Here is a 25,461-nt window from a genome sequence, read left to right on the forward strand (position 1 = left end):
GAGGATCAGCCATGCGATTTTCACTCTTCGTGCACATGGAGCGCTGGGACGAGAAGGACAGCCACCGGCAGCTCTTCGAGAATCTCTCCGAGCTGACCCTGATGGCCGAGGCCGGCGGGTTCAGCACCGTGTGGATCGGCGAGCATCACGCGATGGAGTACGTGATCTCCCCGAGCCCGATGCCACTGCTGGCACACCTGGCCGCGCAGACCTCGACCATCCGGCTGGGCGCGGGGACCATCGTCGCCCCGTTCTGGCACCCGCTCCGGGTCGCCGGCGAAACCGCGCTGCTCGACGTCATCAGCAATGGCCGCATGGAGGTGGGACTCGCCCGCGGTGCCCACCAATTCGAGTTCGACCGCATGGCGGGCGGGCTGCCGGCCGCCGAAGGCGGGAAGCACCTGCGCGAGCTGGTGCCCGCCGTCCGGGCCCTCTGGCAGGGCGACTACGCCCACGACGGCGAGATCTGGCAGTTCCCGACCTCGACCAGCGTGCCCAAGCCGGTGCAGCAGCCCACTCCGCCCATGTGGATAGCCGCCCGCGACCCCGCCTCCCACGACTTCGCGGTGGCCCAGGGCTGCAACGTCATGGTCACCCCGCTGATGAAGGGTGATGAGGAGGTCGTCGCCCTGAAGGAGAAGTTCGACACCGCGGTGGCGAACCACCCCGAGGTGCCGCGTCCCGAGCTGATGGTGCTGCGCCACACGCACGTCCATTCGCCCGAGGAGCCCGACGGCTGGCGCCCGGCCGCTGAGGCGATCAACCGGTACTACCGGACCTTCGATGCCTGGTTCGGCAACAAGACCACCCCGGAGAACGGGTTCCTGGAGCCCAGCCCGGAGTCGAAGTTCGAGGAGCGGCCCGAGTTCGACCCGGAGTCGCTGCACAAGACCGCCATGGTCGGCACCCCGGCCGAGGTCATCGAGCGGCTGCGTCATTACGAGGAGCTGGGCGTCGACGAGTACAGCTTCTGGATCGACAACAGCATGTCGCACGAGGAGAAGCGCGAGTCCCTGGAGATGTTCATCAAGGAAGTCGTGCCGGCCTTCCAGTGAGGCGCCGGTTACCGGGGGAAGCGCCGGTGCCTCATGCCCCGGCCGGTCATGCTCGCAAGGGCATGACCGGCCGGGGCGCTTCTGCGCTCAGCCGCGTTCCTGTTCGTCGATGCCGGCCATGACCGCCTGATGGCTTCGGCGCACGTGCTCACGCATCACGCGTTCGGCGCCGTCGCCGTCCTTGGCGAGGATGAGATCGAGGACGCGATGGTGCTCGTGATCGGATTCGCTCAGCCGGCCGGGCTGTGCCAGTGATGTGCGGACCAGACGGGTGTAGGCCAACTGGTTCATGAGCGTGCGATAGTGCGCGACGAGCTTGCTGTTGTCGGCGCCGATGACGATCAGTTCGTGGAATTCGTGCACCAGCTCCGCGTACCGCTCGGCGTCACCCGCTCGGACCGCCTCGTCGGCCTCCTGCATGGTGGCCTGGAGCCGGTCCACTTCCGGTACCCGACCGCGGAGGGCCAGCAGCCGGGCCGCAGCGCCCTCCAGCAGTTCCTTCATCTGGAACAGCTCGGTGACCTCGCGCCGCGACGGCACGGCCACGAAGGTGCCGACCCGCGGCCGCACCTGCACCAGGCCCTCGATCTGCAGCTGCTTGAGTGCCTCGCGGATCGGAGTGCGACTGACGCCGAAGTTCTCCGACAGAGTCATCTCGGAAAGGCTGGCCCCCGGCTGCAGCTCGCCGCTGATAATCATCTGGCGGAGCTCGTCAGCCACTCGCGCCTGCATGCTCGTGCGTGGCAGGCGCTTGGCAGTCCCCGTTGATCCTTGCATGGCACAAGACGCTAGTGGGCCCCCGCTTTGCACGTCAACTCACGCGACACAGTGCTGGTGCCATACAAGTACCAGTACCGGTGATGGCGTGTACGGGTGGGCCGGCCAGGGCGTACCCAGCGACAAGCGCCCGGGGAGAGACCCGCATGCATCGTGGGCGTCTCTCCCCGGGCGCTTTCCCGGCCGACGGCCGTAGTGGGCTCCTACCGAGGGCCTGGACCAGTCATTGCTCGGTGGACAAGGGCGCCAGCCGGGCCTGCGGGCGCCCCCGGGAGGCCGCCGCGAGTCCGATCACGATCTCGTTCGCCCGGGGGCCGTCCGGCACGCGGGCCTCGATCGTCTGGTGGTGCGGACGAACGGTGGCGTCAGTGATGTGCTTGAGCGGGATGTCGAATACCGCGCCGGCCGCGGCCTGTCCTCGGTGCAGGTGATGATCTTGCGTACGGTCATCGGGCCGCGTTGTCCAGGTCGGCGAGGCGGACGACGGGGTCGGTGCGGCGGTCCCCGATCCGGGCGTTGGGGCGCGGTCCGGACGAGGCGCCGGCGATCACAACGATCTCGTCGGCACGAGGAGCGTCCGGGATCCGGATCTGAACGGTCTGGTAGTGCGTACGGGTCGCGGCGGCCGTCTTGTGCCACAGCGGCACGGTGAGGGGCTCGCCGGCGGGCAGCCGGTCGTCGTTGAAGACGATGATCGAGGTGCCTTCGGTCAGTTCCCGCAGGACATTGCCGAAGTAGGGCGTATGGATCAGCGCACCGCCGTGTTCGATCTCCCCGTCCAGGCCGACCATGGCCGCCTTGCCGAAGGCTTCGATCCGGTCGACACCGCCCAGCGTCTCGATCAGCTTGCCGGTGAGCAACTGGCCCAATTCCGGGGCCACTTCTTCGACCGCCGGCTGCAGATCGGCTACGAAGCCGCGTCCGGCCCAGGGGTTGCGGATGACCGCGGCGGCCGCGACGCGCCGCACCGGTGTGGCGACCGGGCGTCCGAGCTCCAGCAGGACCTCGTCGACGACCGTCACCACCTTCCGCACCAGGCCGCTCATGAGGTGAACTCCGGCATGACCTTCTCCGTGAACAGTTCCAGGCTGCGCATCGCCTTGCGGTGTTCCAGTCCGGGGTGGGTGGTCCACAGCAGCAGGTGCTCCAGGCCCACCTCGGCGCGGAGTTCCGCGATCTTCTCGGTGACGTACTCGGGGGTGCCGACCAGCAGATTGCGGCTGTGCAGGAACTCGAACGAGAGCCGGTGGGCGTCGGTCAGCTCCTCGCCGGCCTCCATCAGGTTGCCCAGCCCGCGCCAGTGCGTGATCCAGCGGTACGTCGTCATCAGTGCCTCCTCGAAGTCGGCGCGGGCCTGCTCCATGGTGTCCGCGACGTAGACATCGCGGACCAGGCCGATGCCCTCGCCGAGCGCGTACTCCCGGCCCGATGCCGCACTGGCGGTGTCGCGGTACAGCTCGAAACGCTCCTTGAGCGCCGAAACCGGCGGCAGCCAGAACATGCCCTGGACGCCATCGGTGGCGGCGGCCTTGATCGACCGGGGACTGTCGATGACCTGCCACAGCGGCGGGTGGGGACGCTGCAGGGGAGCGGGCGTGACCTGCATCTTCGTGATCACACCGGCGGAGGTGTAGTCATCGGTCGCGGGTGACAGGGGATGGTTCCACCGCACACCGGGCGCCGGGAACTCGTAGCAGCGGCCCTTGTGCGAGAAGAAGTCGCCGCTCCACGCCTTGCGCAGCACCTCTACCGTCTCGTCGTACAGTGACCGGTTCTGTTCCTGGTCACGCGGGTCGGCGAGCGCATTGAGGTTGAGCGCCTCGCGGCCGTACAGCCCGCGGCCGAGGCCGACCTCGACGCGGCCGCCGGAGAGCTGATCCAGCATGGCGATGTCTTCGGCGAGGCGCAGGGGGTGCCAGAAGGTGGCGATGTTCGCTGCCTGGCCGATGCGGATGCGCTCCGTGCGTGCGGCGATGTCGGCGCCCATCAGGACCGGATTCGGGGTGATCTCGATCGCCTCGTGCCCGAAGTGGTGCTCGGTGTACCAGGTGGACCAGAAGCCTCCCTGGTCGGCGGCGCTTGCGAACTCCCGGGCCTCGTTCATGACCTGGGCGTACTCACCCAGGCGCCCTGGGGCTCCCAGATTGTGAAAGATCGAGAACCTCATACGCAGTCCTTCCGTTCTGGCTGTGCCATGCAAGAGAGGCTAAGTTCGCCGAGCGTGGCTCGTCAAGACATGCCATTCCTCGACCTCCGCACCCCTTGCTTATGTGGCAATGCCCAGGTCAAGGAGTCGCTTCATAAGTGATTCGGCCTCCAGTGTTGACACTGCCTGGCCGCGTACCTACGGTCCTCTGCCATGCAAGAGTTTCACTGAGGGGACTGTGATGAGCCGCAGCCTTGAACGCACCGTCACTCCTGCAGACCGCATCCGCCGCGTCCCCGCACACGGCCCCGTGCCGTGACGCCCGTTTTTCAACTCCGCCCAGTCAGGAGTACGGCATGACCCATGACTCCCCGCCGCCGGAAGCCGCCGCACCGGTCTACGGCAGCTCGGTCACCAAGGTCGAACCCTTCGGGGTCGATCACATTCCCGCCAACGAGCGGCATGGGAAGCCCAGTTCGCAGTTCTTCGTCTGGTTCGCCGCCGGCCTCAACTTCCCGATCATTTTGCTCGGGTTCAACGCGGCCTCGTTCGGGCTGAGTTTTCCCGCCGCCGTCGCCGCCATCGTCGTCGGGTCCGGGCTCGGCTGCCTGCTCATGGCCGTCATGTCCCGGATGGGCGTCCGGCTCGGCGTACCGCAGCAGATCCAGGCCCGCGGACCGCTCGGCTTCTTCGGCAACTTCCTGCCCGTCGCCTACATCAACGTCTTCGCCGGCGTCGGCTGGGCGGCCGTGACGGTGATCCTCGGCGGCAAGGCCTTCGCCGAGCTGACACATCTGCCGTACTGGCTCTGCGCGGCGCTGCTGACGTTGATCGAGATGGTGGTGGCCGTCTACGGCTACAACATGATCAACTTCCTTCAGAAGGCGCTGACCTACGTTCTGACCCCGCTGTTCGCACTGATCACCGTGGTCGCCCTCGTCCGCGGCGGCAACGTCTTCGAGGCCAACCCGCAAGCACCGGGCTTCATCGGCAACACCGGCGGCCTGATCACTTTCGGCGGCTGGTTCTTCGCCTTCCTCGTCGCCTGGGCACCCTTCGCCTCGGACTACTCCCGCTACCTGCCCGACACCCCGCAGGTCGTCAAGCGCACCGCCTGGTACACCGGCCTCGGCAACTTCGTCACCCTCTGCTGGCTCGGCATCCTGGGAGTGGTCGTCGGCGGCAGCGCCAGCAGCTCGGACACCATCACCGCCCTCCACCAGCTGGCAGGCCCGTTCGCCGTCCCCGCCCTGCTGGCGGTCGGCCTCTCGGCACTGGCACAGAACTTCCTCAACGTCTACGGCGGTGCCATCTCCGTCCAGACCCTGAAGGTGCCCGTCACCCGCTCCCAGGCGGTCATCGGCATCTGCGCGGTGGCGTACGTCGTCAGCCTGTGGGGTGCGTCCGGGACGGAGGACAAGTTCAAGGTCTTCCTCAACCTGACGGCATACTTCATCGCCCCCTTCGCCGCCGTGCTCCTCCTCGACTACTACCTGGGCGGCCGGGCCGACATCCGCCGCATCTCGGAGCTCTACGACCGCTCCCGCGTGCTGAACTGGGGCTTCGTGGCATGGGTGGGCGGTGTCGCCGCGTCGGTGCCGTTCTGGCAGTCCCACCTCTACACCGGCGCGTTCGCGAAGGCGTTCCCGGAAGCCGGCGACCTGAGCATGCTCGTCGCCGCCGTCGCGGCCTCGCTGGTCTATCTGCTGACGTACCGGCTCAAGCCCCTCTGGACGAGTGACACGGCCGGCGGCTCCCACCAGGCGCCGACCGACACCGACCGCTCCAAGGCGGTAGCCGGCCAGAACCACTGACGGCGAGCGCAGTCCCTGACGGCGAGCGCATCCTCGGGCGACGTCCGTAGCACTGGACGTCGGCCGAGGCTGGTGCTGGGGCCTGCAATAGCCTGGGGCAGGACGGCAAGACCCCTGGGTGATGTGGAGGGCCGCGTGCGATTCTCGCTGGACGATCTATTGGCCGACCTACCGGCGGAGCAGGTCGAGGAAGCCCGGGACTTCTACGGATCGAGGGCAGCCGGTCGTGGTCCCAGCACTCCGGAGGAGCTGCAGGAGGTACGAGCGAAGCGGTCCACGCCGCTCCCGGCCGATCCACCGGCCATCGAAGAGACGGTCGAAGCCGGGGGAGTGCGTGTCCCGGTACGGATCTTCACCCCCGCCGGCAAGCGGGCACGAGGCGTCTACCTGGACATCCACGGCGGCGGCTTCTACATGGATTCCGCCGCGCGAGGAGACGTACGGAACCGTGAGCTGGCCGAAGCCCTGCACCTCGCGGTCGTCAGTGTCGACTATCGGCTGGCCCCTGAGCATCCCTGGCCGGCCGCACCTGACGACTGCGAAGCGGCGGCACGCTGGCTCGTCGAACAAGCGGGTGACCGGTTCGGAACTACTCGACTGATGATCGGTGGAAGCTCGGCGGGAGCGACACTCGCACTGACGACCCTGCTCCGGCTGAGGGACAAGGGGACCGTCGACAGATTCGTAGGCGCCGCGCTCCAGTTCGGCACCTACGACTTGAGCGCACGGACGCCGGCCGGACGCAGGATCGCGGACGAGTACTTCCTCCAGGCCTACGCCGGCCATGTCGTGGACCGCACCCTCCCGGACATCTCTCCCCTCTACGGCGACCTGCGCGACCTTCCCCCTGCGCTGCTGGTCATCGGCAGCGCGGACGTACTGCTGGAGGACAACCTCGCGATGGCGGGCCGGCTCTCCGCCGCTGGAAACGACGTCGAACTCCGTATCTACCCGGAGTCACCCCACGGCTTCACAGGGCACCCCACAGCAGTGGCCCGGACCGCGCTCAGCGACATCGAGACCTGGCTGCTCGACCGGATTGTTCAACCGTGAGGACGGCCCGTCCACGCGTCCGCGTCGCCGCATACGTGATCCGACACCGCGACCTGCCGGAGCTGCTGGTCTTTGACCATGTCGACGCACCCGGGGCCGGCACCCAGGTCCCTGCGGGCGGTGTACGGCCGGGGGAGGCGCTGGAGGACGCCGTGCTCCGCGAGGTCCGTGAAGAGACAGGCCTGCTGACGGCGACAGTCATGGGACAGGTCACCGTTGAGGACAAGCCGCATCCCGACACGGGGCAGCCCCGCCGGACGACCTTCTTCCATCTCGCAGCGCCGGCGGCGAGCCCCGATGCCTGGATCCATCGCGTTGAGGGCCAGGACAGCGATGCCGGCATGGTCTTCTCCTGCCGCTTCCTCCCCCTTCCCCTGACCACCCCCTTGGCCGACGACCAAGACGCCTGGTTGGGCCGCATCGATGAGAACTGGGCGACCCGTTCCAGCACGTAAAGCGAACCGCGCTTGCTAGCACCGGAGCTAGAAGATGAGTTTCCGCCTGGCGGCGTACGCCGTGTGCATCGAAGACGGCCGAGTGCTGCTCGCCTGTCATGTACCACCGAGGGGCGGTCCCAACTGGACTCTTCCGGGCGGCAGGGTCGAGCACGGGGAGGATCCGTACGACGCGGTGATCCGGGAGGTCGCCGAGGAGACCGGCTGCGACGCCGTCGTCGAACGCCTGCTGGGCGTGGACTCAAGGATCATTCCCGCCGCCGAGCGCGCCGTCCCCGGCGGACCGGAACACCAGAATGTCGGCATCTTCTACCAGGTCCGCATCACCGGCGGCCAACTCCGGCCCGAGCCGAACGGCGAGGTCGCAGAGTCGGTCTGGACTCCGCTCCCCGACGTCGCCGGCCTGCGCAGATCATCGCTCGTCGACATCGGCCTCGCCCTGGCGCAGACCCTTCCGGCAACCGGCCATGTCCCGCCCGTCCCGGTCGGCGGCCTGATCCAGCACTGAGACGACTGCCGGGCGACCGCCGCCCCACGCGCGAAGCATCATCGCTGGTCGGGGAGTGGCACGTGGCAGCGGATGGGGACGGCGCCGAAGATCGAGGCCGATGCCGCCAATCCCGACAGGTCGAACGGGTCGAAGCTCTCGCGTGCTCCATATGAGTGATGCGGTGCAGGACCGTTCCCTCAGACGCATATATGCGCTTTGCTGTACCCATCCCCCCAACGGTCTCCCCGCCCGGACCCCGCAGGGAGACCGCCCACTCAGCGCCCGTGCTGCCGTACCGGGCGTACAGGGGGAGGGGCACCTGACCGTCGTCCGCGTCACTTGCCCGTGACGCGAGGCAAACGTCGTTTCCCCTCGCGCTGAATGCTCGAACCCAGCCCGGCGGGCGCGCCACCACCATGCCCACGCCGCGTAGGATCCGAGCGTCACATCAGCACCCGGCCCGTTTCAACGCCGCCTGGAGACGACATGAGCAGCAGCGCCTTACTCGTGATGGACGTCCAACGGGCCATCGTGGACGCGGTGGACGACGACTCCGGGTACCTGCCACGCCTGCGCGGGGCGATCGACGGAGCCCGGGCGGCGAACATGCCCGTGATCTACGTGGTCATCGGACTACGTCCCGGTTTCCCCGAGGTCGGGACCCGAAATAGGGCTCTCGCTGCCATCGCCCAGGCCGGCCTGTACGTCGAGGGTGCCCCGGGTACCGAGATCCACCCCGAGGTCGCGCCCCGGCCGGGCGACGTGGTGGTCACCAAGAGGCGGGCGAGCGCGTTCTCGGGCAGCGATCTCGACGTGGTGTTGCGGGCGCGCGGTATCGACAGCCTTGTGCTCACCGGCATCGCCACCAGCGCTGTGGTGCTGTCCACCCTGTGCCAGGCGAACGACCTGGACTTCGGCCTCGCTGTTCTGCCCGACGCCTGCCTGGACCCCGATCCAGAGGTGCACCGGGTCCTCGTCGAGCGGCTTTTTCCGCAGTGGGCGGATGTCGTCCCCGTCGGGCACTGGCTCAAGAGGCTCGCATCTCAATAGCGGCAGCCCAGTTCAATAACGGCAGCCCAGTCCGCGGATTCGACTGCCTCCGGGTTTCACGGAATCGAGCGCGCCTGGCGCGCCCCTGGGCGTAGGGGCATGTCCGCAAACAGGCCTGGTGCGCGACGACGGGGGATGCACCGCGCACCAGGCCGTGCACGGTCACAGTAGCTGTGCGCTCATCGCCGCGCACCCGGATCGAAAGATTCCTTTTCGTACGGAAATGCCGGAACCCGATGAAGGGGCCGTGTCCGCCGGACGTTGGCGGGCACGGCCCCTTCGGATTATCGGAAGGCGCCAGGCAGGTGGTCTGGTGCCTGACCGAATGCCTGATCAGTCGTCGTCGTTGTTGTTGCCGTGGTCGTCCTGGTCGACGTGCTGGTTGAGGACCTTGCCGCTGGCCGCGTCGATGGTGACGTCGTGGCTCTTGTGGTCCTTGCCGAGGACGTCGACCTCCCAGACGGTGGCACCGTTGCGGTCGTTGTCGTCGAGGCTGTAGGAGGTGACGGTGCCGGGGACGGCCTTCAGGGCCTTGTCGGTGGCCTTGTCGTGGCCGATCTTGTCGGCCTTGACCTGGGCCTGGGTCTCGGCGGCGTCCTGGGCGGCGTCGTCGTCGCGGTCGGTGTGCTGGTTGAGGACCTTGCCGTTGCCGGCGTCGATGGTGACGTCATGGTTCTTGTGGTCCTTGCCCAGGACATCGACCTCCCAGATGAGGGAGCCGTTACGGTCCGCGGTGTCGAGTTCGGCGGAGGTCGCGGTGCCGGGGACGGCCTTGAGGGCCTTGGCGGTGGCCTCGGACTGGCTGACCTTGTCGGCCTTGACCTGCGCGCGGTCCTTGGCGGTGTCGTCCAGGTGGCGCTCCTTCTGGGAGAGCTGGACCGAGGAGTGCGGGGCCGGGGCGTCGTCGTCGGCGAAGGCGGTCACGGCACCCGTGCCACCGATCAGTGCGACGGCAGCGGCCGTGCCGAGGACGATGGCGCGGGGGGTGAGCGTGCGCTTGGCGGTGGCCTTCATGGGGACGTTCCTCCGGATCGTGGTGCGGTGTGGTTCCGCCGGCGGGCCCTGTCGCGCCCTTCCGACATTCACCACAGTGCCGAACCGAACCTGAACACAACCTGAAACCCTGAAGCGCTCTTCAGTTTCAGGCTTGAGGGCGGATGACAGGGCGCCCACCCGTGCCAGCGGCCGGCCCCGACCGGGGGAGTGGCCGGGAGCTGGTCCCCGCGACCGACTCCGCGCCCGCGCGTGAACTGCACATCGCGTTCGCCGCGGCCGACCGCGCCACGGTGGACGCCTTCCATGCAGCGGCCCTCGCGGTAGGTGCGCTCAGCCAGGCCGATGGCAGAACGCTTCGACGTTGTTCCCATCGGGATCGCCGGGTGGTACTGGCTTGCCGGACAAGGCGATTGAAGGCTTGTCTTGGGCACGCCGACGATCAGGTGAATGGATGTGAACGCGCCGCGCCGCAGGATGTACTCCTGGCTTTGGACACGTCGTCATTCTGTGGAGAGAGCCATGTACATCCGTAGCACCATGACCGCCTGCAGCCTCGCCGCCGCTGCGATCGCCGGCGGAGCCGGAACCGCCGTCGCGATCGACGACGGTCCGACGAACCTCAGCGGCAACGGCGCACAGACCGCGTTCGGCAACTCGACGACTCATGGCAGCCTGAGCGGGCAGTTCGGCGCTGTCCAGGGCACGTTGAACGAGCTGTGCGTCGGGGTGCCGGCGAAGGCCAATGTCGGAGCGCTGGTGGGCATCCTGGTGCCGGTCGCGGTACAGGACGTCAACGTTCTCTCCTCCCCGCAGAACCAGCAGTGCGCCACCAACACCACTCAGTCCTCCGGCAGCGATCAGTAAGTCATTTCCGAAGTTTTCGAACGACGACCGCTGGACGTCGCCCACGGCGTTCAGCGGTCGTTCTTCCCCTCGGGACTCAGACGTCCCGGGATCGGTCCCGGACCTCGGGGCGTTGCTGGAAGCCGGCTGCCTGGTAGGTGGCGATGGCGCCGAAATTGACGCTCGGGGTGCACACGATCGCGCTCGACGACCCCAGCTCCTGGAGTGCGGCCGCCGCGGCGACGGTGATCGCCGCGCCGTAGCCGTGACGGCGATGCTCCCGGTGTACGCCCATCGGTTCGAGCAGCCCGGGCCTTCCCGGGCCAGCCGACCACACCGCCACTGCCGCCACCGCATTGCCCTGGTCGTCGTACGCGACCAGACATCCGGCGTCGGCGTACGGCAATCCGGCCGCCATCGCGTGCCAGCGTTCCTCAGCGAACCTCGACCCGGTGAACGCTGACCGATGTACGGCGGCGAACACGTGCGCCAGCTCCGGCCCCGCCACCTCGACCCGCACACCTGGGTCCTCCACCGGATCCGAGAGGTCGCGGCGCAGCGGCGTCCACGGTTCGTCGGGGCTCCAGCCTTCCTCCAACAGCAGATCTTGGACCAGGGCACCCATCGGCGCCTCGATGCTCACCCTTCCCCTCGGCAGCACGCCGCGGTCCGGCTCGGTCACGTCATCGACCAACTGCCGCGCCAGCTCCTCCTCCCGCTGAGCGTCCGGCGCGATCGTCAGCCGTAACATCCCGGGACCGTCCAGCAGCCCGACGGCGAGAATCCGTCCGCCCCGGCTCCACGTCCTGACCGCCGCGGCGGTCGCTTCCGCACCCGACCGCCAGAACCAGCCCAGGTCCCCCGGATGCAGTTGCATCGGCGCCGTGTCGTACTGCCAGTCCCGCAGCACGCTCACAACCTCGCTCAGCCCCTCGACTTCCGGCTTGCCCAACACCATCGCCATGTCCCCGATGACACACCATCGCACTGGCGGCCCGCACCCGGTTTCCGACCGGCCGAACGCGGTGCGGGTCGGCTCATGCCATGTGCGGCCCCCGCGGCCACGCGCCGAATCGCCGATGCTCGCTGCCGGCTCACCAGGTCATGGGCAGTCTTTCCGGGATGCGCTTCATGAAGCCGGTGCGCCACACCAACTGCTCGATCGGTACCGCGAGTTCCAGCTTCGGCATCCGGTCGAGCAGGACCTCCAAGGCGATCTGGGCGTGCCGCTTGGCCAGTGCGGACGCCGGGCAGTAGTGCTGCCCGCCACCGAACGACAGGTGTGCACCCGCGTTGGGGCGCCCCAGGTCCGCTGCGTGCGGGTCCGGGAATGCGGACGGGTCATGGTTGGCGCCCTCGACCAGGACCAGGACAAGTTCGCCCTTCTTCACCTCGACGTCGCCGAGCCGCACGGTGTCCAGAGCCAGGCGAGGCAGCCCGTCACCGATCGAGAGGTTGACGCGCAGCAGTTCCTCCACTCCGGCCGGGATCAGCGAAGGGTCGTCCACGAGCAGTTTCTTCAGGTCCGGGCGCTGCATGAGGGAGACCAGTGCCATGGTCAGAAACCCCATGGTGGAGATCGTTCCGGCCCCGAACATCGTGACACCGACCGTCGCCAGCATGTCATCCGTCAGGTGCCCGTAGTCGGGGTCATGACGCAGCGCCGCCAAGTCCCCCATCAGGCCGCGGGTGTCCGGATCGTTCAGACGCGCGGTCATGTGGGCGAGGTCGCGGTCCCAGTTCATCCTCGCCCCGACGATCGGCGTGGCCGAGTTCATGAAGGCGATGTGCAGGCTGCGGTAGAGCCGAGCCGCGTCGGACTGCGGAATCCCGAGAATGTGACAGTGGAGGCCGGTGGAGTACGGCACCGTGAACTGGGCGCGGAGGTCGCCCGGCGCTCCCTCCACGAGGAGCCCGTCGAGCAGCTTACGAGCGTGGCCGGCAGCCATTCCTCCACGCCGGGAGCCTTGGGATTGAGGGCCTTCATCACCGCCTTGCGCGGCCCAGCGCCGGTGATGTTGCCCATGTTGTTGACGACCTCGGGCGGAATGGTCAGTGCGTACTGACGCGGTACTCCCGGTGCCGATGTGTCTTTGAGGCTGAAGCGCTCGTCTTCCAGCACCTGCTTGCACAGTGCGTGCGAGGACACCAGCCAGGCTTCGTCTCCAGCGATGGTGCGCACCTTGATGACCGGTGCATCGCGCCAAAGACCGTCGAGCTGGGCAGGCAGCCGGTCGCCGCGGGCGTCGAAGGGAAACCGCGGCAGGCTGTCAGTGGTGGTGGTCATGACGATCTCCTGTTGCGAGGGGAGTGACGATGCCGTGCCCTTGGTTACGGGAGGCACGCAGACCGGGCCCGCGCGCGTACAGCAGTTCAGCCATGGGGAGAAGCTGGTGGTAGCAGTTGAGCGATGACTGCACCCCGAGGATCGCCGGGGTATCGAGGAACAGCGGTGCCTCGGCGCAGATGTAGGCCGGGCACGCCTCTCGCTGTCCGTCGGTGGCTGCCTGGCCGTCCGGCGTCCTGCTGTGGAGAAACGCGTCGGCGAGCCGGAAGCATGCGGTGCGGAATTCTGGATCCGACGTCAGGAGGCCGCCGATGCCCGTACGGAGCTGCTGATAGGCGGGCAGGTCCAACAGTGCGGACAGCGGCCTGCCCCGCAACCGAGTCCCGTCGGGATCGGTTGCGGCGCCGGCGGCGTCGACCTTGGCGCGCACGCCACGCAGGTTCTTGACAGCCTTGCGGCGAGCTTCGACCGGACCGTACCCCAGCGCTTCATACATGTCGGCGACGTGCAGGTCCGTGTAGATCAGGTCGACCTGATCGAAGTGGCGCAGGCCCCAGGATGCGAGGTCGATGACTCGCTGATGTGAGAAGTAGGAGTTCCCGGGGGAGACGCCGATGACGGCGTGTGCTCCTTCGTCATGAATGACCTGGCAGTGGCGGGTGTACGGCCGGACGGCGAATACCTCGGTCGCTGTGGTCAACGAAAACGCTCCTCCGAGCCCGCTGACGGTCGTCCAAGCGGCAGGAATCCCGCGCTGCGGCTGTCACTGCTCAAGACATCGGTAATTCGCGGTAGCGCGGTGACGTGTGCGGTGCGGGCACGCATGGTTCTACGCTTCTTCCGGCGTTCGCTCTCAGCGGTCAGCCGGTATATTTCCCTCCGATGTGACGATGACGCGGTACCTCCGGAGATTCACCCGAGCGGCCGCAGCCGCAGCCCGGGGGTTGGGAGGAACGGGCCGGGGGAGCGTCCGCCATAGCCGCCGCCGTCGTCTCCGGCCTCACCGCGTACAGCGCCCCCCCGCAACGCGTATGGGGGCGCTGTCCCTGTTCCGCGCACCGTGTGGTGTCGTCAGTGGCTGTCCAAGCCGTCACCGGGAACGGCGTCCCGGGGCGCGGTGTGCCAGTTGGTGACGATCGGCCGGTCGACGGTGATGCTGCCGGTGGACAGGCTGACCGGGTCGGTCTTGTCGTCCTTGCTCACCGCGGCGATGATCTCGGTCAGTTCCTTGCCGTAATCGTTGTTCGTGGTCTTGGGGTTCACCCCCGCGTAGGCGACGGTGCCGCCGCTGAGCTTCACCGGCTCTCCGACGGCCTGCTCGGCCGGGCCTGCTTCGGTGCCGTCGGACCCGAAGGCCACCACCGGAAGCGCAGCCGGGAGGGTGCAGGTGATACCCGACTTGGCCTTCACCGAGATGAGAATGTACCCGCCGGCCTGGGTCTCGGACTTGGCGTTCCACGTCAGGTCGTTGGCGCCGCAGACCTGCCCGTATCCGCCCTTGTCGGTGCCCCCACTGCCCCCGCCGTCGGACGCGCTGCCGCCGTCGCCAGCCCCATTGCCGCTCGTCGAACCCCCACTGCCCGACCCTGCCGAGCTGCCCTTGGAGCCGGTGTCCTCGGCGCTGCCGCCCGTGCCGCCGTCGGCTTCCTGCCCCTTGTCTCCGGACTGCGTCTGCGCCGCGCTGGGCACGGGCGAAGCACCGGCGGAATCGGCCCCCTCCTCGCAAGCGCTCAGCGAGAGGACGGCGGCGGCCGCCACAGCGGCCAGGCTGGTGGTGCGGATGAGGTTCTTGCGCATGGGTGCTCCCCCGTAGATCGGACTGCTTCACCGTTCACAGCGCCAGGCACACGCTCTGACGGCAATCAGCCTCGAAGATCGCGTTGGCGTTCCGCTAACGGACGGCTAACGCGGTGCGGCGGCGCATCCGTGCGGTGCGGCGGCGTACGTACCGACGCGGTGCGGTGGCGCACCTCAGCCCGTTCTGCCGGCGACGACACCAGACGTGCGGCATGCCGCCCTCCTCATCCGTAACTCCTGAACTCCTTGCCTCAACAACGGGTACCGTTCCGGTCGTTGACTACGCCGGGCGCGGCATGGACCAAGGAGCGATCCCGTGAGCATCGAGTTCCTGATCACCTCGTTAATCATCGTCGTCTCGCCCGGTACGGGCGCCCTGTACACCATCGCAACGGGGCTCTCCCAGGGGTTCCGCAAGAGCGTCATCGCGGCCTTCGGATGCACGCTCGGGATCGTCCCGCACCTGGCGGCCGCGATCGCGGGGCTCGCGGCCATCCTCCACACCAGCGCCGTCGTCTTCGAGGCCTTCAAATACGCGGGCGTGGCCTACCTCCTGTACATGGCCTGGAACACGCTGCGCGAACACGGCACATTGAAGGTCGATGACACCCGTTCCGGCAGCACGTCAGCCGCCAGGATCACCGGTACCGCCATTCTCATCAACGTCCTGAATCCCAAGCTGTCCATCTTCTTCCTGGCCTTCCTCCCTCAGTTCGTTCCGGTGGACGCGAGGAACTCCCTTCCCCACATGCTCGAACTGAGCGCGGTCTTCATGGCGATGACCTTCGTCGTCTTCGCCGTCTACGGGGCATTCGCCGCAGCGGTTCGCGATCACGTGATCTCCCGCCCGAAGGTCCTCACCTGGATGCGTCGCAGCTTCGCCGCCGCCTTCGTCGGTCTCGGCTTTCAGCTTGCGACGACCAACAACTGACGCCTCCGGAGGATCTCGAAGCGGAGCAGCGGAGGGTGTCGAGAACGGCGTGGCGACTCCGTCCCCGGTATGGATGCGCCCACCGTGGACGCACACCTCACACAAGGAGATCCGGCATGACGATCCAGCGGATGGACAACGTCCTCATCGTTGTCGACGACCTTGACGCCGTCATTGCGTTCTTCGTCGAACTCGGCATGGAGCTGGAGGGCAAGGGGCCGGTCGAGGGACGTTGGGTGGAGCGTGTCATCGGGCTCGATGACGTCCGGCAGGACGTCGCGATGCTGCGGACCCCGGACGGGCACGGCAAAATCGAGCTGGCGATGTTCCACACGCCGAAGGCGATCAGGAACGAGCCAGAGGACTCCCCGGCGAACACGCTGGGGATTCGTCGCATCATGTTCGCGGTCGACGACATCGATGAGGCCGTTGCCCGGCTGCGCACACACGGCGCTGAACTCGTCGGCGAAGTGGCTCGGTACGAGGACAGCTATCGGCTCTGCTACGTCCGTGGCCCCGAGGGCATCATCGTCGGACTGGCCGAGCAACTCGGCTGAAGGCCGCCGGGGAAAGCGCGCCGAAAGCACCGTTGCCCGAACGCACCGTCCCGGTCTGCCCTTCTGCGGCAACCAGTGCCCCGACGGACCTTGCTCTGCCCGCCTACGGCGATCGAGGCTGAATGTTCTGCAGGGAGAGGGTATTGATGCACGCACAGGACCGGAAGCCGGGAGAGGCGCAGCGGAAGGCCGCCGCCACGCGTACCCCGGCCACATCTGCCATCGCCGCCGGCACGCACAGCCCGGAGGCCCTCCGAGCGCTGCAGCGCAGTGCCGGCAACGCGGCAGTCGCCCGAGCGATCGAACAGGAACGGCACGCCCACGGTCCGGGCTGCGGCCACCACGAGCAGGAGGCGCCGGTCCAGCGTTCGGCCGTCCACGAAGTGCTGCGCGCCCCCGGTAGCCCGCTGGACGAAAGCACCCGAACCGACATGGAAGCGCGGCTCGGGGCGGACTTCTCAGACGTACGGCTGCACACCGGTCCGGCAGCAGCCGCCTCGGCGAACGAGATCGGTGCCCGGGCCTACACCTCCGGCAGCCACATCGTGGTCGGGGACGGGGGCAGCGATCGACACACCCTGGCCCACGAGCTGACGCACGTCATCCAGCAGCGAAAGGGTCCGGTCGCCGGGACGGACAACGGCGCGGGGCTGAGTGTCAGCGATCCCTCCGACCGCTTCGAACGCGAAGCCGAGGAGACGGCCGCCAAGGTGATGTCGGCCCCGCCCGCGGAGGCGACAGCGCCTGCCGTCCAGCGGGCCGAGCAGACGCAGGCATCATCCGGCCCCTCCGCCGAGCACGCCGTACAGCGGTGGCCGAAGGGGCAGCACATGCAGGGCTACAACCGCCCGGGCATCTCCAACGCGGCCACCGAGGAGATGCTGAGCTACCAGGGCGTGGGCGACCGCCCGAACTCGCCGCGAGCGCAGCAGCGCATGGACGGCCTTCAGGGCGAAAACCACTTCGACCGCGATCTCGCCACCAACTGGGAACAGAACCAGCGCACCGGCAGCACCAGTGGCGCCAACCCCGTCCCCATCTCGCGGAACCACCGGCTGTCCGATCACTACGTCGGTCACATCATCGAGCATGCTGCCGAAGCCCGACGCGCCGCCGGCGCCAACGGAATGCGCGTGGTGCAGATCGACACCGCTGTGCAGCAGTTCATCACCGCGTGCGCCCCCTCCGGCATGGTGCAGGGCATCATGAACGACTTCCGCCAGTTCGCTTCGGCGAACGCCGGCTTCGAAGGCGTCGTCGGTGCGACCTCGAACAACGGCCGGAACCTGCGAGCGGGCCACTCCCGCGACAACTCCACCATCAAGGAACACTTCGACCCGGGCATCATCGCGGGTGGTGACGCGACACCCATCACCGAATCCATCATGGAAGCGGTGAACAACCTGGTCCGCGCACAGGTCATCAAGAAGGGTCTGGCAGAGGAAGCGCTGCAGCCCTACCGCGGGTGGACATCCTCCGACATCCGGCAGCGCACCTGATCCTCGACAAGCGGCACGGCGGCATGGCCATCACCTCGGAAGGCCGCCGCCTGCGGCTCGGAAGACACCTTGGGCCCGCCGGAGATGCTCCGGCGGGCCCAAGGGCGAGTAGCGGGGACAGGATTTGAACCTGCGACCTCTGGGTTATGAGCCCAGCGAGCTACCGAGCTGCTCCACCCCGCGTCGGTGAACGCAACTGTACGCGGTCCCGGACCGCACGCCTAATCGACGCGCCGCCTCGTGGCTGACACCCCGCTCAGTGGGCTCCGCCCGCCTCCGCCGAAAGGTCTTCTTCGGCGCCCTCCGTCTCGTGCACCTTCTCCACAACGGTGTCGTCCGGCCCTACCTGTCGCCCGTCCGCCGCTTGGATCTGCAACGAGCGCAACGGCCGGCCGGTCCGGCGGTCCAGCAGGCGGGAGTGGTCCTCGCCGGTGGTGAAGCACTGCTCCTCGCCCCACTGGCGCAGGGCGACGATCACCGGGAACAGGGCGCGGCCCTTGTCGGTGAGGAGGTACTCGCGGTGGGACCCGCCATCTGCCGCGGGCGCACTGCGCAGCACCCCGGCCTCCTCCAGCGCGCGTAGCCGCGCCGCCAGGATGTTCTTGGCGATGCCGAGGCTGCGATGGAACTCACCGAAGCGGCGGCTGCCGTCGAAGGCGTCCCGCACGATCAGCAGCGACCACCAGTCGCCAATGGCATTCACCGACCGGGCGACCGGGCAGGGGTCGGCGTCGAAACGGGTACGGGCGACCATTCGCGGCTCCTCACCTCCAGCTCCCCGGACCTTCTCCAGGAGTGGTTGCAACATGCTACCTCGCACGGCTAACGTCACGCTGGTAGCAAGATGCAACCGAGTAACCGAGTAACCGAGCGGAAGGTCTGTCGGTATGGCGATGCAGTGCTCCGGTGCGGTCGACGGGTGCGGCGGGACCGGCGGCCACCAGGCACGGTCCCGCCCATCCCATGGGGCCCCATGCCACGAGGCCCCACTCCGCGAAGTTCCAGTTCCATCCTGCGAAGTCCCATTCGTGGCGTCGGTCCCGGATGCGTCGCCGTCGCCCGCCCGGCTCGTGCCCCTGCTCGCCCTCGCCTGCGGCAGCTCCGTCGCCACCGTCTACTTCGCCCAGCCCCTGCTGGTGACACTCGGCGAACGGTTCGGGTTCGGTTCAGGGCAGCTCGGTGCGATCGTCACCGTGACTCAACTCGGTTACGCGGCGGGCCTGCTCACGCTCGTGCCACTCGGCGACCTGCTCGGCCATCGGCGGCTGATCACCGGTCAGCTCGGGCTGCTGGCGCTCGCCCTGCTGGCCGCCGGGCTGGCGCCGGGCGTTGCGGCACTCCTCGGCGCCCTCGCCATGGTCGGACTGCTCGCCGTCGTCGCCCAGACGATGGTCGCTGCGGCTGCCGCCCTGACGCCACGTGCCCGGCGCGGCCGCGCCGTCGGAACTGTCACCGGCGGCATCGTCACCGGAATCCTCCTGGCCCGCGCCGCCGCCGGCATCCTCGCCGACCTCGCCGGCTGGCGGGCGGTCTACCTGGCATCCGCGTGCGTCACCGCCGTACTCGCCGTACTACTGCTCCGCGTACTGCCCGCAGGCGTGACTTCCGCAGGCGCGTCTTCTGCAAGCATCCCTTCCGCAAGCATCCCTTCCGCAAGTGCTCCTTCGGCAGGCGCGCCGACCCTTGGCGTAGGGAAGACGTCGTACCTACGGTTGGTAGCCTCGACCGTCGCCCTGTTCGTGCGCCATCCGGTGCTGCGGATCCGGGGTGCGCTCGCCCTGCTGGTCTTCGCGGCCTTCAGCACGCTGTGGAGCGGCATGGCACAGCCCCTGAGCGAGCCGCCGTGGTCGCTGTCGCACACCGCGATCGGCGCGTTCGGGCTCGCCGGGGCGGCCGGAGCCATAGCCGCCGGAGTGGCCGGACGCTGGAACGACCAGGGCTTCGCCCACCGTACGACCGGCATCGGCCTCGCCGTCCTGGCGCTTTCCTGGCTCCCGATCGCCCTGACCCGGCACTCGCTGTGGGCGCTGGCGATCGGCGCTGTCCTGCTGGACTTCGCCGTGCAGGCCGTCCACGTCACCAACCAGACCCTGATCCACGCCGTCCGACCCGACGCGGGCAGCAGGATCATCGGCGGCTACATGGTCTTCTACTCCGCGGGCAGCGGTCTCGGCGCCCTGGGCTCCTCCCTCGCCTACGCGGCGGCGGGCTGGCCGGCGGTGACGGCCCTCGGCACGTCGTTCAGCCTCGCTGCCCTGCTCCTGTGGGCAATGACCCGCCGTACGGGGCTGTCCGGCGACAACACGGCAGTGCATCGTCCGAGCTCTGCGGACCGGGTTGACCACCGGGTTGACCAGGAGGACGGGGCCTGATCACTGAGAGGACGGGGCCTGATCACTCACCGGAGACCAGCTCGGCCAGGTGGCGCAGCGAGTTGGTGAGATGTTCCGGGCCGAACGGCGGGAACTGGAGGTACTCCCGGATGGACTGCGGCACCGCCGACCAGTCGTAGGTGAGCGTGACCTCAGTCTCGGACGAACCGAGCGGCGCGAGGTCATAACGCCAGAACCAGCCGCCGAACTCCAGGCGACCGTCGTCCTTCTCCTGCCCCGTCAGCCAGCCAATGGCGCGCGGCGGATCGAGCACATGGACCTTGTTCGCCACCCGGTAGTCACCATTCGGATGGTCGGCGTGATACATGTCCATCCGGAAAACCTGCCCCACCTCGGTCAGTGGAGCCCGGTCGACGGATTCCTGAACCCAGCCGGTGCCATCGATCGCAGCATGGGTCGTCGGGTCCGCCAGCACCGCGAACACCCTCGCAACGGACCCGGCGACGGTCAGGGTGGCGCTCACGTTCTCCTGGTCCACGGCACGCTCCCTTGGTATCTCGTCTCGATGAAGGTGCCGCTGAGGGAAGCTGACGCCGCCCAGCGGACACTGCCCAGCGGACGCCGACCACCAGCCATCATCCCACCGGCTTCTCCCATACTGAGACGTGCTGGCCGCTCTCGCTCGTGAAGGGCTCCCTCGCCCAGCCGCCCCACCGCTCACGCAGCCGCAGGCCGGCGAGCTGAGCCATCAGGTCGAGTTCCGACGGCCACACATACCGGAAGGGAATCGACCTGTACGTGCCGCGCCCGTCGACGACCTCGACATAATTCGAACTCGTCGCTTGGGTGGCAACATCGTAGATGTCGAAGGCCCAACGGGTCGGGCTCACATGGAAGGGCACGACGTTCTGCCCGGCCGGCAGCTTTCGGAGTTCGGGAACGATGACTTCGATGACGAAACAGCCGCCAGGAGCGAGGTGAGCCGCAACGTTGCGGAAACAGGCCACCTGTTCCGCCTGCGTCGTCAGGTTCATGATCGTGTTGAAGGCCAGGTACGCGACGGAGAACGAGCCGTCCACCTTTGTCGTCGCGAAGTCGCCGATCGTCACACCGATGGCGTCACCGCCCGGCTTCGCACGGAGCCGGTCAACCATCGCCCGCGACAAGTCGATGCCATGGACCGGAACTCCTCTGTCGGCAAGCGGCAACGCAATGCGTCCCGTTCCGATGCCGAGCTCCAGGGCGCGGCCGTCACCTGCGAGATTCGCGAGCACATCGACCGTGGTGGCCACGACTCCCGGCTCGGACATCTCAGCTGTCGACTCGTCGTACGTCGCCGCAACACTTGCGGGGAAGTAGCCGTCTTCGTCGTCCATGCTCGGACCGTACTGCGCAGAACGCCGGCAACGCCTGCGATTTAAGCGGAGGCGAACGACCCACCACATGGGATGACCCGCCGCATGGGATGCCCCGCAAGGAGACCATCAACCGTGACGTACGTTGTTCTCAGCGAGTCAGCGAGTCAGCGAGTCGACGAATCGGCGACCAGCGAGCAGTGTGCACTGGAGAACGGGTCGCCTGGTCGCCTGGTCAGGATCGGAGCGAATGATGAGGGCAGCCCGTTTCAACCGGTTCGGGGGCCCGGAGGTACTCGAAATTGTGGATCTCCCTGATCCGCACCCGGGCCCCGGTCAGATCCGGATCGCGGTGCGCGCGGCCGGCATCAACCCGAGCGACTGGAAGAAGCGCAGGGGCCTGATGGATGAGGAGCTCCCGCAGACCATGGGCCACGAGGCGGCAGGCGTCGTCGACGAGCTGGGCGAGGGCGTTGCGGACGTGGCCGTCGGCGACCGGGTTTTCGGCTTCTCCGCCGATGCGACGGCCCAGGCCGAGCTGGCTGTGCTGTCCTACTACGCACCGATCCCGCCGTCGCTCGACTTCGCCGGCGCTGCCGCGCTGCCGGCCGCCATCGAAACGGCCACGCGCGCGCTCGACCAGCTCGGCGTCGGCAGCGGCAGCACACTGCTCGTCAATGGCGCCTCCGGAAGCGTCGGCAGCGCCGCGGTGCAGCTGGCCGTGGTGCGCGGCGCACGCGTGATCGGCACTGCCAGCCCGTCAAACCACGACTACCTGCGCACGCTGGGAGCCGAGCCCGTCGCCTATGGCGCAGGCCTCGTCGAGCGGGTTCGCGCGCTTGCGCCCGGTGGCGGCGTTGACTCCGCGCCCGGTGGCGTCGACTCCGCCCCCAGTGACATCGACTCCCCGCCAGGCGGCGTAGACCTCGCGCTCGACGTCGCCGGGAGCGGCGTGCTGCCCGAGCTCATTGAACTCGCCGGCGGCGCCGAGCATGTCGTGACGGTCGCCGACTTCGCCGGCGCCCAGGAGCACGCTGTGACGTTCAGTCGCGGGGACACCGGCCGGGCGCTCCACGCGCTCGACGACATCGGCGAACTGATCGAGACCGGGCGCTTCTCGCTCCGGGTCGCGGGGACCTTCCCGCTTGCCGAGATCGCGGAGGCACACCGCGTCAGCGAGGACGGGCACGTACGCGGAAAACTTGTGCTGCTGGTCGACTGACACGGCCACGAGCGCCCGAGCACCGGCGTACCTCGACGTCCGACCTCCGACTTCCGACCACTGTCCGGCCGTGCGTGCCCGGGCGATTCCCCTCGCCCGAACACACAGAACCGGAACATCCGCAGCGGCTCACCCGGCCAGGACGGCGGCGACGTCGAGCCGTGTCAGCTTCCGCGGGTTGCGCACCGCGGCCGGCTCACGGGCGGGGCGTGCGGGAAGGGTCTTCTGCCAGGGCTAGCGTTGTTCCAGTACCCCAATGGACCATCACTGGAGAACTTGTGCCTGTGCCCCTCGGCGATGAGGTGGTGGCGCTCCTGCGCCGTCCCAGCACCTGCTACATCGCGACATCGATGCCCGACGGCTCGCCCCAGCTCACCCAGACATGGGTCGACACCGACGGCGAGCACGTTTTGATCAACAGTGTCGAGTCACACCAGAAGACCCGGAACATCGCCCGTGACCCGCGGGTGGCCGTCGCAGTCGCCGACCCCTCGGACCCGAGCTCCTACGTCCAGATCCGCGGACGGGTGGTGCGCGTGACCAAGGAGGGGGCGGTCGACCACATCGAAGCGCTCGCGCAGAAGTACCTCGGTGGGCCGTACCCGTGGTTCGGCGGTCGCGACCAGGTCAGAGTGATCTATGTGATCCAGCCCGAACGGATCAGCAGCCCTCGCGGCTGAGGGGAGTGGTGGCGGGTCCTTCGGGATGAGCGCGCCGACCGCCTCCGCGTGGTAGCGGAGGCGGTCGGCCCGTTGGGTCTGTTGGGTCCGATGGTTCGACTGGATCGATATGCCCAGATGAACGAGATCGAGCGGCTTGTCAACGCACCCAAGGGGTCCCGGGCCGTGGCGGCAGCCGGTCCGGTGGTTACGCGTGGGCGCTGATCACACCGCCGGCGCTGAGCACGATGTACACGCCGTTGGCGTCGAGGCCGGTGTCCTGCTCGTTCGCCTCCATCGTGCCGTACACCGCGCCGTCCGTGCCGAGGATCTCCGCGCGGTACCGGAGTTCGCCGACCTTCGTGACCTTGGCCGTCCAACCGCCCGCGAGCTTGAACGTGCCCGGCCCCTGGTGCCCGCCGCCCATCCACGAGTGGACTTCGCCGCCCAGCGTGAGCACGACGAACATGTCGTTGGCGTCGAGCCCGGCATCGTGCTCGCCCGTCTCCAGCGTGGCCAGGACCGAACCGTCGTTGACGATCTTGGCGCGGTAGTGCTGCTCGCTGAGCCGGTAGACCTCGGCCTTGCTGCCGTCCACCAGGGTCACCGTGCGGACCGGGGACTTCGACTTGGATGTGGCGGCGTGCGCGCTGCCCGACTGCTTGCCCGCGGCACCCGCCTTGGAGTCGACCTTGTCACCAGAGTCCGCCTGAGCATCGGAGCCCTGCGATCCGGCGGAGGAGCTCGCGCCGCCGGACTGGGCCGCGGTACCCGTTTCCGTGTGGGCCGCGGGCTTCGTGCCAGCGGCATCCGAGCCGGAGCAGGCGGTCAGGGAGAGGCCGGCAGCTGCGATCACGGCCGCGGCGGCAATGCGCACGGTGCGGCGACGGGCGGTGCGGGCAGTGGTGTTGGAGCTCATTTCAGGTCCCCCGGGGGAGTCGGTGCCGTTGTTTCCTCGGTACGCCACCCACTCTGACCTGGGCCGCTGACGTGTGGCTGCCGCTCCGCTAACATCCGGCTAACGCGTGGTCGCCGCCCGGTTCGCCATCTGGAGCCCCGTTGGCGGGACCCCCGCGATGCGCGGATTCGTGGGCATGGCAGGGGATTTCAGTTCCTACGGCCTCGGTCCGTCGGCATCTCCGGCATCTCCGGTAACGGATTTTCGAGTGTCCCCGTCATCGTGGATTTTGCTCTCACGAGCAACCATGGCGCTTTTCCCGGCATCTTTGAATTGATGCGTTGAGATTTGTGCAATGTTGAACGACGTTTCGCTGGGGGGGGCGCGTCGACGGCTGCCGGTTATCCGTTTTGGATCATCGAAAAAAGTGAGTTACCGTCAATGCCTCGCCCGGCCTGACCTGCTGGAACGGAACTGGAGTAGGACCGGAACAGGACTGGAACAGGAGGGGAAGGGTCGGGGGAGGCAAAAGAAAGAAGACCAGGGGGAAGAAGAAAACGGGGGCCGTTCAGTTTCCACGCCAAGCGGCGTATCCGTCGCCCTCTTCCCCCTGCCCTGCAAGGAAAGTGTACGTGAAGAACAATCACATCCGCATAGCCGCGGCCACCGCCCTGACCGCCGTCACCATCGGCGTTGCCGCCCCCGCCGCGAGCGCGGTCGAGGCACACCGTGGCCGGGCAGTCGCGGCGCAGGCTGCCGAGCCGCTGCAGCCGACCGCTGAGGACGTCCGTGACCTCATCTCCCGTATGCGTGCCGACGGCGCCGATGCCCACCGGATCCGGGAGTTCGAGGAGTACGCCAAGCAGCTGGAGAACCCCGATGCCCACAAGCGTACGAAGCGTGCCCTGGGCATGGGCACCATCGTGCGCAAGCTGATCGTCGCCGGTCTGCGCCACGGCGGCAGCTGGGCAGGCAAGATCGTCGGAAAGGTCAGCAAGAAGAGCGGCGCCTTCATCTCCCGCAATGGCAACAAGATCGCCGACGCGATCGAGGATGTCGAGGGCTGGAGCGAGACCGCCCTTTCCATCGCCATGGTGAAGGCAGGCGTTCCCACCGACGTCGCCCATGACATCGCCAAGGCCATCATGATGGTCGCCCTCTGAGGAACCGACCATGCGGGCGGCACCCCGGCAATTCGTCGAGGTGCCGCCCGCACCACCGTCCGGGTGCAGCAAGGAGTGCAC

28 protein-coding genes and 1 tRNA gene are annotated in these 25,461 nt (G+C 68.1%); 14 read left to right on the plus strand and 15 right to left on the minus strand.

The window, feature by feature from the left end; translation table 11 throughout:
• The first annotated feature begins 11 nt into the window (after positions 1-11).
• On the plus strand, positions 12-1,055 hold the full coding sequence (locus tag ACZ6WH_RS18360) for an LLM class flavin-dependent oxidoreductase (protein WP_469729462.1): 1,044 nt from the start codon (positions 12-14) through the stop codon (positions 1,053-1,055).
• 87 nt (positions 1,056-1,142) lie between these two features.
• Here the strand turns inward: ACZ6WH_RS18360 and ACZ6WH_RS18365 are convergent, their stop codons facing one another.
• The 4 genes from ACZ6WH_RS18365 to ACZ6WH_RS18380 form a co-directional block, all read right to left on the minus strand.
• Positions 1,143-1,775 (minus strand): GntR family transcriptional regulator, encoded by a 633-nt coding sequence (locus ACZ6WH_RS18365; RefSeq protein ID WP_469729463.1) that lies wholly within the window; start codon positions 1,773-1,775, stop codon positions 1,143-1,145.
• A 280-nt stretch (positions 1,776-2,055) separates the two neighbouring features.
• Positions 2,056-2,259 carry an amino acid synthesis family protein gene (locus ACZ6WH_RS18370; protein ID WP_469729636.1) on the minus strand — a complete coding sequence of 68 codons (204 nt, stop codon included), beginning with the start codon at positions 2,257-2,259 and terminating at the stop codon, positions 2,056-2,058.
• A 19-nt stretch (positions 2,260-2,278) separates the two neighbouring features.
• Entirely contained in the window at positions 2,279-2,878 is a 600-nt protein-coding gene (locus tag ACZ6WH_RS18375; RefSeq protein WP_469729464.1) for an amino acid synthesis family protein, read from the minus strand.
• A complete protein-coding gene (locus ACZ6WH_RS18380; RefSeq protein ID WP_469729465.1) occupies positions 2,875-3,999 on the minus strand; it encodes an LLM class flavin-dependent oxidoreductase in 1,125 nt (374 codons plus the stop codon). Before ACZ6WH_RS18380 ends, ACZ6WH_RS18375 begins: the two co-directional genes overlap by 4 nt.
• 335 nt (positions 4,000-4,334) lie before the next feature.
• Here ACZ6WH_RS18380 and ACZ6WH_RS18385 point away from each other — a divergent pair, with 335 nt between their 5' ends.
• The 5 genes from ACZ6WH_RS18385 (at position 4,335) to ACZ6WH_RS18405 (ending at position 8,840) form a co-directional block, all read left to right on the plus strand.
• Positions 4,335-5,792: a purine-cytosine permease family protein gene (locus tag ACZ6WH_RS18385; RefSeq protein ID WP_469729466.1), complete on the plus strand. Its 1,458-nt coding sequence runs from the start codon at positions 4,335-4,337 to the stop codon at positions 5,790-5,792.
• Between the two features lie 135 nt (positions 5,793-5,927).
• The gene (locus ACZ6WH_RS18390) at positions 5,928-6,845 is read left to right on the plus strand and encodes an alpha/beta hydrolase (protein WP_469729467.1); all 918 of its coding nucleotides are present in this window, start codon (positions 5,928-5,930) and stop codon (positions 6,843-6,845) included.
• On the plus strand, positions 6,842-7,300 hold the full coding sequence (locus ACZ6WH_RS18395; protein WP_469729468.1) for an NUDIX hydrolase: 459 nt from the start codon (positions 6,842-6,844) through the stop codon (positions 7,298-7,300). The genes ACZ6WH_RS18390 and ACZ6WH_RS18395 overlap by 4 nt, the downstream gene beginning before the upstream one ends.
• Positions 7,301-7,334: 34 nt before the next feature.
• Positions 7,335-7,808, plus strand: coding sequence for an NUDIX hydrolase (locus ACZ6WH_RS18400; RefSeq protein ID WP_469729469.1), 474 nt, complete (start codon positions 7,335-7,337; stop codon positions 7,806-7,808).
• Between the two features lie 468 nt (positions 7,809-8,276).
• Positions 8,277-8,840 carry a cysteine hydrolase family protein gene (locus ACZ6WH_RS18405; RefSeq protein ID WP_469729470.1) on the plus strand — a complete coding sequence of 188 codons (564 nt, stop codon included), beginning with the start codon at positions 8,277-8,279 and terminating at the stop codon, positions 8,838-8,840.
• A 333-nt stretch (positions 8,841-9,173) separates the two neighbouring features.
• Here the strand turns inward: ACZ6WH_RS18405 and ACZ6WH_RS18410 are convergent, their stop codons facing one another.
• A complete protein-coding gene (locus ACZ6WH_RS18410; protein ID WP_469729471.1) occupies positions 9,174-9,854 on the minus strand; it encodes a PepSY domain-containing protein in 681 nt (226 codons plus the stop codon).
• Between the two features lie 501 nt (positions 9,855-10,355).
• Here ACZ6WH_RS18410 and ACZ6WH_RS18415 point away from each other — a divergent pair.
• The gene (locus tag ACZ6WH_RS18415; RefSeq protein WP_432863406.1) at positions 10,356-10,700 is read left to right on the plus strand and encodes a rodlin; all 345 of its coding nucleotides are present in this window, start codon (positions 10,356-10,358) and stop codon (positions 10,698-10,700) included.
• A 76-nt stretch (positions 10,701-10,776) separates the two neighbouring features.
• Here ACZ6WH_RS18415 and ACZ6WH_RS18420 read toward each other — a convergent pair whose 3' ends face one another.
• From ACZ6WH_RS18420 to ACZ6WH_RS18440, 5 genes are all read right to left on the minus strand, one after another.
• On the minus strand, positions 10,777-11,643 hold the full coding sequence (locus ACZ6WH_RS18420) for a GNAT family N-acetyltransferase (protein WP_469729472.1): 867 nt from the start codon (positions 11,641-11,643) through the stop codon (positions 10,777-10,779).
• 130 nt (positions 11,644-11,773) lie between these two features.
• Entirely contained in the window at positions 11,774-12,457 is a 684-nt protein-coding gene (locus ACZ6WH_RS18425; RefSeq protein WP_469729473.1) for a cytochrome P450, read from the minus strand.
• Positions 12,454-12,966, minus strand: a complete 513-nt coding sequence (locus tag ACZ6WH_RS18430) for a hypothetical protein (RefSeq protein WP_469729474.1) — start codon at positions 12,964-12,966, stop codon at positions 12,454-12,456. The genes ACZ6WH_RS18425 and ACZ6WH_RS18430 overlap by 4 nt, the downstream gene beginning before the upstream one ends.
• Positions 12,950-13,666 carry a cyclodityrosine synthase gene (locus ACZ6WH_RS18435; RefSeq protein WP_469729475.1) on the minus strand — a complete coding sequence of 239 codons (717 nt, stop codon included), beginning with the start codon at positions 13,664-13,666 and terminating at the stop codon, positions 12,950-12,952. Before ACZ6WH_RS18435 ends, ACZ6WH_RS18430 begins: the two co-directional genes overlap by 17 nt.
• 371 nt (positions 13,667-14,037) lie before the next feature.
• On the minus strand, positions 14,038-14,763 hold the full coding sequence (locus ACZ6WH_RS18440; RefSeq protein ID WP_469729476.1) for a DUF4232 domain-containing protein: 726 nt from the start codon (positions 14,761-14,763) through the stop codon (positions 14,038-14,040).
• Between the two features lie 316 nt (positions 14,764-15,079).
• Between ACZ6WH_RS18440 and ACZ6WH_RS18445 the strand changes: the two genes are divergently transcribed.
• The 3 genes from ACZ6WH_RS18445 (at position 15,080) to ACZ6WH_RS18455 (ending at position 17,750) form a co-directional block, all read left to right on the plus strand.
• Positions 15,080-15,694 carry a LysE family translocator gene (locus ACZ6WH_RS18445; RefSeq protein WP_469729477.1) on the plus strand — a complete coding sequence of 205 codons (615 nt, stop codon included), beginning with the start codon at positions 15,080-15,082 and terminating at the stop codon, positions 15,692-15,694.
• Between the two features lie 116 nt (positions 15,695-15,810).
• Positions 15,811-16,251 carry a VOC family protein gene (locus tag ACZ6WH_RS18450; RefSeq protein WP_469729478.1) on the plus strand — a complete coding sequence of 147 codons (441 nt, stop codon included), beginning with the start codon at positions 15,811-15,813 and terminating at the stop codon, positions 16,249-16,251.
• Between the two features lie 146 nt (positions 16,252-16,397).
• Positions 16,398-17,750 (plus strand): eCIS core domain-containing protein, encoded by a 1,353-nt coding sequence (locus ACZ6WH_RS18455; RefSeq protein ID WP_469729479.1) that lies wholly within the window; start codon positions 16,398-16,400, stop codon positions 17,748-17,750.
• Positions 17,751-17,859: 109 nt separating this feature from the next.
• On the opposite strand, the gene ACZ6WH_RS18460 is transcribed toward ACZ6WH_RS18455, so the two are convergent.
• Positions 17,860-17,933, minus strand: a tRNA-Met gene (locus ACZ6WH_RS18460).
• 73 nt (positions 17,934-18,006) lie between these two features.
• Positions 18,007-18,504: a winged helix-turn-helix transcriptional regulator gene (locus ACZ6WH_RS18465; RefSeq protein WP_469729480.1), complete on the minus strand. Its 498-nt coding sequence runs from the start codon at positions 18,502-18,504 to the stop codon at positions 18,007-18,009.
• A gap of 274 nt (positions 18,505-18,778) precedes the next feature.
• Between ACZ6WH_RS18465 and ACZ6WH_RS18470 the strand changes: the two genes are divergently transcribed.
• Positions 18,779-20,122 carry an MFS transporter gene (locus ACZ6WH_RS18470; RefSeq protein ID WP_469729481.1) on the plus strand — a complete coding sequence of 448 codons (1,344 nt, stop codon included), beginning with the start codon at positions 18,779-18,781 and terminating at the stop codon, positions 20,120-20,122.
• Between the two features lie 22 nt (positions 20,123-20,144).
• Here the strand turns inward: ACZ6WH_RS18470 and ACZ6WH_RS18475 are convergent, their stop codons facing one another.
• Both ACZ6WH_RS18475 and ACZ6WH_RS18480 read right to left on the minus strand, forming a co-directional pair.
• Positions 20,145-20,621, minus strand: coding sequence for an SRPBCC family protein (locus tag ACZ6WH_RS18475; RefSeq protein WP_469729482.1), 477 nt, complete (start codon positions 20,619-20,621; stop codon positions 20,145-20,147).
• 97 nt (positions 20,622-20,718) lie between these two features.
• Positions 20,719-21,459, minus strand: a complete 741-nt coding sequence (locus ACZ6WH_RS18480; protein ID WP_469729483.1) for a class I SAM-dependent DNA methyltransferase — start codon at positions 21,457-21,459, stop codon at positions 20,719-20,721.
• A gap of 232 nt (positions 21,460-21,691) precedes the next feature.
• Here ACZ6WH_RS18480 and ACZ6WH_RS18485 point away from each other — a divergent pair, with 232 nt between their 5' ends.
• Positions 21,692-22,660 carry an NADP-dependent oxidoreductase gene (locus tag ACZ6WH_RS18485; protein ID WP_469729637.1) on the plus strand — a complete coding sequence of 323 codons (969 nt, stop codon included), beginning with the start codon at positions 21,692-21,694 and terminating at the stop codon, positions 22,658-22,660.
• A gap of 278 nt (positions 22,661-22,938) precedes the next feature.
• On the plus strand, positions 22,939-23,340 hold the full coding sequence (locus ACZ6WH_RS18490; RefSeq protein WP_469729484.1) for a PPOX class F420-dependent oxidoreductase: 402 nt from the start codon (positions 22,939-22,941) through the stop codon (positions 23,338-23,340).
• Between the two features lie 187 nt (positions 23,341-23,527).
• On the opposite strand, the gene ACZ6WH_RS18495 is transcribed toward ACZ6WH_RS18490, so the two are convergent.
• On the minus strand, positions 23,528-24,238 hold the full coding sequence (locus tag ACZ6WH_RS18495) for a hypothetical protein (RefSeq protein WP_469729485.1): 711 nt from the start codon (positions 24,236-24,238) through the stop codon (positions 23,528-23,530).
• 611 nt (positions 24,239-24,849) lie between these two features.
• On the opposite strand from ACZ6WH_RS18495, the gene ACZ6WH_RS18500 reads away from it, so the two are divergent.
• On the plus strand, positions 24,850-25,380 hold the full coding sequence (locus ACZ6WH_RS18500; protein WP_469729486.1) for a hypothetical protein: 531 nt from the start codon (positions 24,850-24,852) through the stop codon (positions 25,378-25,380).
• The last annotated feature ends 81 nt before the right edge of the window (positions 25,381-25,461 follow it).

The sequence above is a fragment of the Streptomyces sp. NPDC050806 genome (assembly GCF_055586425.1).

Bases quoted from the DNA above. Each gene is read 5' to 3' on its own strand.
- ACZ6WH_RS18480 (WP_469729483.1), bottom strand. From the start codon at position 21,459: ATGGACGACGAAGACGGCTACTTCCCCGCAAGTGTTGCGGCGACGTAC.
- ACZ6WH_RS18455 (WP_469729479.1), top strand. From the start codon at position 16,398: ATGCACGCACAGGACCGGAAGCCGGGAGAGGCGCAGCGGAAGGCCGCC.
- ACZ6WH_RS18415 (WP_432863406.1), top strand. From the start codon at position 10,356: ATGTACATCCGTAGCACCATGACCGCCTGCAGCCTCGCCGCCGCTGCG.
- ACZ6WH_RS18400 (WP_469729469.1), top strand. From the start codon at position 7,335: ATGAGTTTCCGCCTGGCGGCGTACGCCGTGTGCATCGAAGACGGCCGA.
- ACZ6WH_RS18425 (WP_469729473.1), bottom strand. From the start codon at position 12,457: ATGAACTCGGCCACGCCGATCGTCGGGGCGAGGATGAACTGGGACCGC.
- ACZ6WH_RS18405 (WP_469729470.1), top strand. From the start codon at position 8,277: ATGAGCAGCAGCGCCTTACTCGTGATGGACGTCCAACGGGCCATCGTG.
- ACZ6WH_RS18495 (WP_469729485.1), bottom strand. From the start codon at position 24,238: ATGAGCTCCAACACCACTGCCCGCACCGCCCGTCGCCGCACCGTGCGC.
- ACZ6WH_RS18465 (WP_469729480.1), bottom strand. From the start codon at position 18,504: ATGGTCGCCCGTACCCGTTTCGACGCCGACCCCTGCCCGGTCGCCCGG.
- ACZ6WH_RS18440 (WP_469729476.1), bottom strand. From the start codon at position 14,763: ATGCGCAAGAACCTCATCCGCACCACCAGCCTGGCCGCTGTGGCGGCC.
- ACZ6WH_RS18360 (WP_469729462.1), top strand. From the start codon at position 12: ATGCGATTTTCACTCTTCGTGCACATGGAGCGCTGGGACGAGAAGGAC.
- ACZ6WH_RS18430 (WP_469729474.1), bottom strand. From the start codon at position 12,966: ATGACCACCACCACTGACAGCCTGCCGCGGTTTCCCTTCGACGCCCGC.
- ACZ6WH_RS18450 (WP_469729478.1), top strand. From the start codon at position 15,811: ATGACGATCCAGCGGATGGACAACGTCCTCATCGTTGTCGACGACCTT.
- ACZ6WH_RS18375 (WP_469729464.1), bottom strand. From the start codon at position 2,878: ATGAGCGGCCTGGTGCGGAAGGTGGTGACGGTCGTCGACGAGGTCCTG.
- ACZ6WH_RS18485 (WP_469729637.1), top strand. From the start codon at position 21,692: ATGAGGGCAGCCCGTTTCAACCGGTTCGGGGGCCCGGAGGTACTCGAA.
- ACZ6WH_RS18410 (WP_469729471.1), bottom strand. From the start codon at position 9,854: ATGAAGGCCACCGCCAAGCGCACGCTCACCCCCCGCGCCATCGTCCTC.
- ACZ6WH_RS18420 (WP_469729472.1), bottom strand. From the start codon at position 11,643: ATGGCGATGGTGTTGGGCAAGCCGGAAGTCGAGGGGCTGAGCGAGGTT.
- ACZ6WH_RS18385 (WP_469729466.1), top strand. From the start codon at position 4,335: ATGACCCATGACTCCCCGCCGCCGGAAGCCGCCGCACCGGTCTACGGC.
- ACZ6WH_RS18380 (WP_469729465.1), bottom strand. From the start codon at position 3,999: ATGAGGTTCTCGATCTTTCACAATCTGGGAGCCCCAGGGCGCCTGGGT.